The sequence below is a fragment of the Methanosarcinales archaeon genome, assembly GCA_014859725.1.
Classification (GTDB): Archaea; Halobacteriota; Methanosarcinia; order Methanosarcinales; family Methanocomedenaceae; genus Kmv04.
In genome coordinates, this window is the sequence record JACUTQ010000259.1 from 1 (window position 1) to 2,120 (window position 2,120).

Annotated in this window: 4 protein-coding genes; 3 read left to right on the forward strand and 1 reads right to left on the reverse strand. The window is 44.3% G+C overall.

Features of this window, described 5'->3' with window-relative positions; genetic code table 11:
- Both IBX40_13020 and IBX40_13025 read left to right on the forward strand, forming a co-directional pair.
- The coding region (locus IBX40_13020) for a hypothetical protein (protein MBE0525232.1) at positions 1-188 on the forward strand (188 nt) is incomplete at its 5' end.
- Positions 189-271: 83 nt separating this feature from the next.
- Entirely contained in the window at positions 272-793 is a 522-nt protein-coding gene (locus tag IBX40_13025; protein ID MBE0525233.1) for a hypothetical protein, read from the forward strand.
- Positions 794-816: 23 nt separating this feature from the next.
- On the opposite strand, the gene IBX40_13030 is transcribed toward IBX40_13025, so the two are convergent.
- Complete coding sequence (locus tag IBX40_13030; GenBank protein MBE0525234.1) at positions 817-1,155, reverse strand: hypothetical protein; 339 nt, start codon at positions 1,153-1,155, stop codon at positions 817-819.
- 63 nt (positions 1,156-1,218) lie between these two features.
- Between IBX40_13030 and IBX40_13035 the strand changes: the two genes are divergently transcribed.
- Positions 1,219-2,120: DUF89 family protein (locus IBX40_13035; protein ID MBE0525235.1), on the forward strand; the 902-nt coding region annotated here is incomplete at its 3' end.

The window sequence follows — 2,120 nt, forward strand, 5'->3', positions numbered from 1 at the left end:
GGTTGAATCTGATTGATGATCTGGGAGAGATGTTCATTCAAGGACTGGCAGGGATCATTATAACGCTGATCTACTCCCAATTATTATCTGCTCTCTCCAATGAAGCCACTAACATAATAGCCGGGATACTTTTATATCATGGTGGTAATTTCAAGAATGTACGGCAGGGTGTACGCCAGATCAGCTGATTTATTTACCAAAAAATATATAATCATTGGTTTCAATAAGACATATGTTCGTATTGTTCGAACAGATCGTATTGGATACACAAATGACACATGAAAAACCCAAGAAAATGATCGATTTTGCCATCCGGCTGGAACATGCCCACACCCTGGCGGACATCTTCGAAGTGGTCAAGGAAGCGGTCTGGATGAGCGAAACACAAAGCAGGGGAGGTCTCATGCTGGGCCTGGCAAACCTTGGCAACCATCCTGGGGGATTCTTTGGAGCGTTCTTTACTATCGGGTCTAACTTTATCGTAATGAACAAAATACCCCTGCTGAGGATAAAAGAGACAAAACCTGCACTGTACAAACCCTATGCTTTCCATGTACTGCTGCATGAATATATACATTCACTGGGATATTTGAACGAGGAATTTGTGCGGCAAAAGGTGTATGAGATATCCAGGTCCTTATTTGGCAAGGATCACCTGGTCACCCGGATAGCAGAGGATACTAACCGTTTTATCCCGAACCTGGCCTATCCGGATATTTCCTGGAAACCTGATGATATGCATATCGAGCTGGTGGAAGGATTTGACAGGTCCAGTGTGAGCTATATCAATTAACAGAACGGATGAGATTACTATTATTACTCCTTTTTCTCAGACCTTAACTTACTGGCAGCTTTTTCCATCTCATCTGCAATAGCATCCCGGGCCTCATTTGCCTTTTTGGTCAGATCCTGCTGCAGTTTACCAGCATCCTCGCCTGTAGTCTTATCTGCCACACTGCTTACCACACCATATGTAAGACCACCAAGTGAGATGATCATATCTCCGAATCCACGTGCTGCATCACGTATATTCTTTTCAACAGATTGAGTAGTACCTTTTTGTTCCATTCTCTTGATGGATTCTTTGATCTCTTCAAACTTCTTATCTGCAATAGCTTCCCATTCACTACTATTCTTTGGTTCTTGCTCCGACATATTTATCACCAATTAAGTATTGTCATCGCACTGATATTAATTTTGCTGAAAAGGTGAGAACTTTTGAAGATAGACCCCAGGTGTGCCCACTGTCTGCTCATGAGGGTGCATTATGAGGCCGAATTAAGTACAGATGATCCTGAAACCATAGGCAAAGCCGTAATAGCAGGACTGGATGCACTGCATCGCACCTTCAAACCCGGTGAGCTGGCGGCAAGGATATCAACAGCAGTCCACCGTCAGGCCTATAAGGCACTTGACGACCCTGATCCATACCTGGAGATAAAACTGCTGAGTAGAGGGATTGCGATTGATCTGATGCCCCTGGCCCGCTCAATAGTTGGAGATGAAATTTCAATTGATGCCTTCCACAGGGCAGTGGTAGTAGCAACTATTGGTAATTCACTGGATTTTGGTGTGGAAGGTTTTGATGTCAAGGAAGAAATATTCGAAGAAGAGTTCAGACGGTTGTACAGCCAGGGTCTGGATGTTGACGACACTGAAAAAATGATGCCGCTTTTGAATGATGTGGTTTATATTGCTGACAATGCCGGTGAGATTCTGCTTGATACACTGGTAATAAATCAGATTAAAGGACTGGGTGGAAAAGTAACTCTGGTGGTGAGAGGTGCGCCTATGCTCAATGATGCCACAATGGAAGATATCGAGGAACACGATATCGAAGCAGACAGGGTGCTAACTACAGGTTCCAATGCCATTGGGGTATGTCTTGAAGAAGCACCTCCTGAGTTGGTGGAGGCTTTTGGCAGGGCATCACTTATTATCAGTAAAGGTATGGCCAATTACGAGACCATGTCAGAATATGGCTACTACCCGATCGCCTATATGCTCAGGACAAAATGCCGGGCTGTGGCAGATGACCTGGGGCTTGATACAGGTCTTTTAGTGGCGCGTGCCTTGAAGCATAAAAGAGAAAGAGAACAACCAAGACATTGGAGGAATTA